This is a genomic window from Andreprevotia lacus DSM 23236 (genome assembly GCF_900176275.1).
Classification (GTDB): domain Bacteria; phylum Pseudomonadota; class Gammaproteobacteria; order Burkholderiales; family Chitinibacteraceae; genus Andreprevotia; species Andreprevotia lacus.
On sequence record NZ_FWXD01000063.1, the window covers coordinates 1 to 4,767 of the forward strand.

The 4,767-nt window shown below is 62.1% G+C and carries 4 protein-coding genes and 1 pseudogene; 3 read left to right on the plus strand and 2 right to left on the minus strand.

Annotated elements, in window-relative coordinates; genetic code table 11:
- The coding region (locus B9A19_RS23505) for an integrase core domain-containing protein (RefSeq protein ID WP_176217054.1) at positions 1-384 on the plus strand (384 nt) is incomplete at its 5' end.
- A 289-nt stretch (positions 385-673) separates the two neighbouring features.
- On the opposite strand, the gene B9A19_RS21675 is transcribed toward B9A19_RS23505, so the two are convergent.
- Both B9A19_RS21675 and pssA read right to left on the minus strand, forming a co-directional pair.
- Complete coding sequence (locus tag B9A19_RS21675) at positions 674-2,473, minus strand: 2-isopropylmalate synthase (RefSeq protein ID WP_084093228.1); 1,800 nt, start codon at positions 2,471-2,473, stop codon at positions 674-676.
- Positions 2,474-2,595: 122 nt separating this feature from the next.
- Entirely contained in the window at positions 2,596-3,375 is a 780-nt protein-coding gene (gene pssA, locus B9A19_RS21680; RefSeq protein WP_084093230.1) for a CDP-diacylglycerol--serine O-phosphatidyltransferase, read from the minus strand.
- Between the two features lie 156 nt (positions 3,376-3,531).
- Between pssA and asd the strand changes: the two genes are divergently transcribed.
- Together asd and B9A19_RS23205 are read left to right on the plus strand one after the other, a co-directional pair.
- Positions 3,532-4,380 (plus strand): archaetidylserine decarboxylase, encoded by an 849-nt coding sequence (gene asd / locus B9A19_RS21685; protein WP_084093229.1) that lies wholly within the window; start codon positions 3,532-3,534, stop codon positions 4,378-4,380.
- A gap of 119 nt (positions 4,381-4,499) precedes the next feature.
- Positions 4,500-4,767, plus strand: a pseudogene (locus B9A19_RS23205) (IS3 family transposase); the annotation flags it as partial.

Below are 4,767 nucleotides of genomic sequence, written 5' to 3' on the forward strand. Positions count from 1 at the left end.
ATCGACAACGGCGAGGCGCAGCGGGAATTTGACCGCTGGCGCCTGACATACAACACGGTGCGGCCCCATGAGGCCCTGGGGATGGCGACGCCGATCACACGCTATCGTACGAGTGAGATCGCTTACCCCGAGGTCCTGCCGCAGCCGGAATACCTGGCCAGCGACAAGACCTACAAGGTGGATAAGGCGGCGCTGATTACCTTCCAGGGGCAGCGCTTCAAGATCGGCCGTGCCTTCATTGGTCAACGCATTGGACTACGGCCCACCTTGATGGATGGGGTCTGGACGGTCTGGTTCAGCCGCTTCGAAATTGGGACAATTGACATGCGCACCACAGGTGCTGGGATGACAAGAAGTGTTACCCATGTCCCCGAACACCTGTGACCCATGTCTCCGGTCTATACACCTCGCCGCGGCGAGGGAGCCTCGCTATGCTCGTCAGCGGCATGAATCGGGTCTTTGCCAATCAACCGTTTGGGTTCTGCTTGGCTCTGATACTGGCATTTCTCATTGGGAACTGCATCGCAAAAAAGAAACCGTCAGGTCGGTGTGCCTGGGGCCGTGGTGGGGCTTGCGGCATCCGCATCGGGGTGGTGGTTGACCCCGCTCGCCACCCCTTGTGAGGGTGGCTGTGCATGACGTAGTGCGTTGGGCTGCGCTTTTCTGAAGCGGCTTAAACCGGCTGCGGGTGTGTACGCTCGATTTTGCTATCCAGCTTGTTCAATGCGGAAATGTAGGCCTTGGCACTGGCGACCAGAATATCGGTATCGGCGCCCTGGCCGTTGACGATACGGCCGTCCTTGCCCAGGCGCACGGTCACTTCGCCCTGGCTGTCGGTGCCCTGCGTGATGGCATTCACCGAATACAGGATCAGCTCGGCACCGCTGGCGACGACGGCCTCGATGGCTTTGAAGGTAGCGTCGACCGGGCCGTCGCCGGTGCTGTCGCTGTGCTTTTCGGCGCCGTTGTCGGTCATCACCAGATTGGCCACCGGGGTTTCGCCGGTTTCCGACACCACTTTCAATGCGGTCAGGCGGTAGGTTTCCTGTTCGATGGTCACCATCTCGTCCGACACCAGCGCGTGCAGGTCTTCGTCGAAAATCTCGCGCTTCTTGTCGGCCAATGCCTTGAAGCGGGCGAAAGCGGCGTTCAGCGCTTCCTCGCTGTCCAGCGTGATGCCCAGCTCGGCCAGCTTGGTCTTGAACGCATTGCGGCCCGACAGCTTGCCCAGACTCAGGCGGTTGGTCGCCCAACCCACCGATTCGGCGCTCATGATTTCGTAGGTTTCACGATGCTTGAGCACGCCGTCCTGATGGATGCCCGATTCATGTGCGAAGGCATTGGCACCGACGATGGCCTTGTTCGGCTGCACCGGGTAGCCGGTCACGGTCGAAACCAGCTTGCTGGCCGGCACGATCTGCGTGGTGTCGACATGGGTTTCCACGCCGAACACATCCTTGCGGGTGCGCACGGCCATCACCACTTCTTCCAGCGAGGCATTGCCGGCACGCTCGCCCAGACCGTTGATGGTGCACTCGACCTGGCGCGCGCCACCCAGCACGGCGGCCAGCGAGTTGGCCACCGCCATGCCGAGGTCGTCGTGGCAGTGGGCCGACCAGATCACCTTGTCGCTGCCCGGCGTCTTGGCGATCAGCTCGCGGAAGAAACGCTCGGTCAGCAAGGGCACCGCATAGCCCACGGTGTCGGGCACGTTGATGGTCTTGGCGCCGGCCTGGATGACGGCATCAAAGATGTGTGCAAGGAAGTCGATGTCCGAGCGCAAGGCGTCTTCGGCCGAGAATTCGACATCGTCGGTGTATTCCAGCGCGATCTTCACCGCCTTCACGGCGGCTTCCACGACCTGATCCGGGTGCATGCGCAGCTTGTGTTGCATGTGGATCGGGCTGGTGGCGATAAAGGTATGGATGCGGCCGCGCTTGGCCGGGGTGATGGCTTCGCCTGCGGCGCGCACGTCACGCTCGTTGGCGCGCGCCAGCGAACAGACGGTCGAGTTTTCGACGATGCCGGCAATGGTGCGGATCGCATCGGCATCGCCCGGGCTGGCGGCGGCAAAGCCGGCTTCGATGATGTCCACGCCCAGCTTTTCCAGTTGGCGCGCCACGCGGATTTTTTCTTCCTTGGTCATCGACGCGCCGGGCGATTGCTCGCCGTCGCGCAAGGTGGTGTCGAAAATAAAGAGGCGGTCGCCCATCTGGATGTCCCTTGGCGTGGTGTTGCCGGTGGCCGTTGCTGCGGCGCTGGCGGCGTAGGAATGAATGTTGAAACTGCGGCCCTGGCTGGCGGCAAGCTGCGCCAGCTTGTTGATCTGCGACAGCGGCAGGCTGCCACGCTCGCGCCATTTATAGATGGCAGCGCGGCTGACAGGGTCTTCGGGAAAGGCGTGATTCAGTGCATCGCCCAGCTTGGCTGGGCCGCCGAAATCAGCGATAAGGCGGTCGATGTCGAATTGCACGGCGTATTCCTCGAAAGATGTGAGTCGAGAATACGCCGCGCTGGACAGGTCGTCAACAATTTGTCGAATTTTGTCCGATGGTCAGGCCCAAGCTTGACCCACATTAGACATGGGTGTGGACATCAGGTCGGGTTGACGGGCGGCGGCGTGCCGTTCTGTTGCGGGCGCAGCGCACGCCATACCCAGTACACATAGCCCGAAATGGCATAGCCGAGGAAGAACAGGAAGAACACCAGCTCGGGTCGCGATACGCCCACCAGCAGCAGCAGCACCGCCACCACCATGGCCATGAAGGGCACGGTCTTGCGCGCGTTGAATTCCTTGAAGCTCCAGAAACGCACGTTGGACACCATGGTCAGGCCGGCAAACAGCGTGATGGCGAATGCGGCATACGGCAGCAGATGGGCAATGGGATTGAACTCGTCGTTGAACTCGCGCGAAATCCATACCAGCCCGGCCACCAGCGCCGCAGCTGCCGGGCTGGGCAAGCCCTGGAACCAGCGCTTGTCGACGATGCTGATGTTGGCATTGAAGCGCGCCAGCCGTAGCGCCGCGCACGCACAATAAATGAAGGCCACCATCCAGCCCGGCTTGCCAAAGGTGTGCAGCTGCCATTCATAGGCCACCAGCGCCGGGGCGACGCCGAAACTCACCATGTCGGACAAACTGTCGAATTGCGCGCCGAATTCAGACTGCGTATGCGTCATGCGCGCCACGCGGCCGTCCAGCGAGTCGAGAATCATCGAGACAAAAATCGCTACTGCCGCGTGCTCGAACTGGCCGTTCATCGCCGAGACGATGGCATAGAAGCCGCCGAACAGCGCACCGAGGGTAAACAGATTGGGCAGCAGGTAAATGCTCTGGCGGCGCAGGGTTTGCGCACGCTTGCTGGGCAGGTGCATACGGGCCTCGTAGAAAGAATGGGCGATGATGCGCCAAGTGTCGCGCAGTACCGTCAACCGCCCATTCTAACCGCAGAAGCCGATAACCGGGCGCGGTTGCGGCCTCGCCTGCGTTACAATCGCGCGCTTGTTACCATTGTTCTATCCGGGTGCTCCGTGTCTGACCGTCTGTTCGTGCTGCTGCAATACCTTACCCCCAAGCTGGCGTTGACCCGCTTTGCCGGTTTCGTCGCGGGCAATGACTGGGGCGCGGTCACGCAATGGATCATCCGGCGCTTCATCCGCAAATACGGCGTGAACATGGCCGAAGCGGCCGATCCGGCCCCCACCGCCTACAACACCTTTAACGCCTTCTTTACCCGTGCGCTGCGTGCCGATGCCCGCCCGCTGGCGCAGGCAGCGCTGGTGTGCCCGGTGGATGGCGCTGTCAGCCAGCTCGGCGCGATCGAAGCCGACCAGATTTTCCAGGCCAAGGGCCACAGTTACAGCACCACCGCGCTGGTCGGCGGCGACGCACAGCTGGCGGCGCAATTCCAGAATGGCCAGTTCGCCACCATCTACCTCAGCCCCAAGGACTATCACCGCATCCATATGCCCTGTGCCGGGCGGCTGACGCGCATGATCTATGTGCCGGGCGAGTTGTTCTCGGTCAACCCGGCTACTGCGCGTGGCGTGCCGGGCCTGTTTGCGCGCAATGAGCGCGTGGTGTGCGTGTTCGAGGGCGAAGCCGGCCCCTTTGTCATGGTGCTGGTGGGGGCGACCATCGTCGGCAGCATGGCCACGGCCTGGCACGGCGTGGTCAACCCGCCACGCAGCAAGGCGGTGCGCGAATGGCGCTATGACGACCAGCAGGTCAAGCTGCAGCAGGGCGATGAAATGGGTCGCTTCCTGCTCGGCTCCACCGTGGTGCTGCTGTTCCCGGGGCGCGATGCCGCATTCAACCCGGGCTGGGCTGCCGGCACTGCGGTGCGTATGGGCGAGGTGATGGCGGCGGCAAACGGCTGACCATTGCCTGCCCCGTGCGGGTAAATCGGCAAAGAGCCCGGCCACGCCGGGCTTTTATCATTCCGGTGACCCGTCCTGAAATACGTTGACACTTTTCCCCTCACACAAGGACAAGTGTCATGGAATCAAAGATCAAGCGCACACAACGGGACTACACCCTCGCCTTCAAACTGGCTGTCGTCGAACAGGTCGAAAAAGGCCAGCTTACCTATAAACAGGCCCAAGCCTGCTACGGCATCCAAGGCCGCTCCACCGTCCTGACCTGGTTACGCAAGCATGGGCGACAAGACTGGCGAACTGCGGCATCCTTGGCGGTGATGACCATCGACCAAAACCCCAAACCGCTCACGCCGGAGCAACAGATCAAGGCGCTGCAAGTCCAGCTGG

What these genes read in the sequence shown, in the direction of transcription:
- pssA (WP_084093230.1), bottom strand. Translation starts at nt 3,375, where the DNA reads ATGCACCTGCCCAGCAAGCGTGCGCAAACCCTGCGCCGCCAGAGCATT.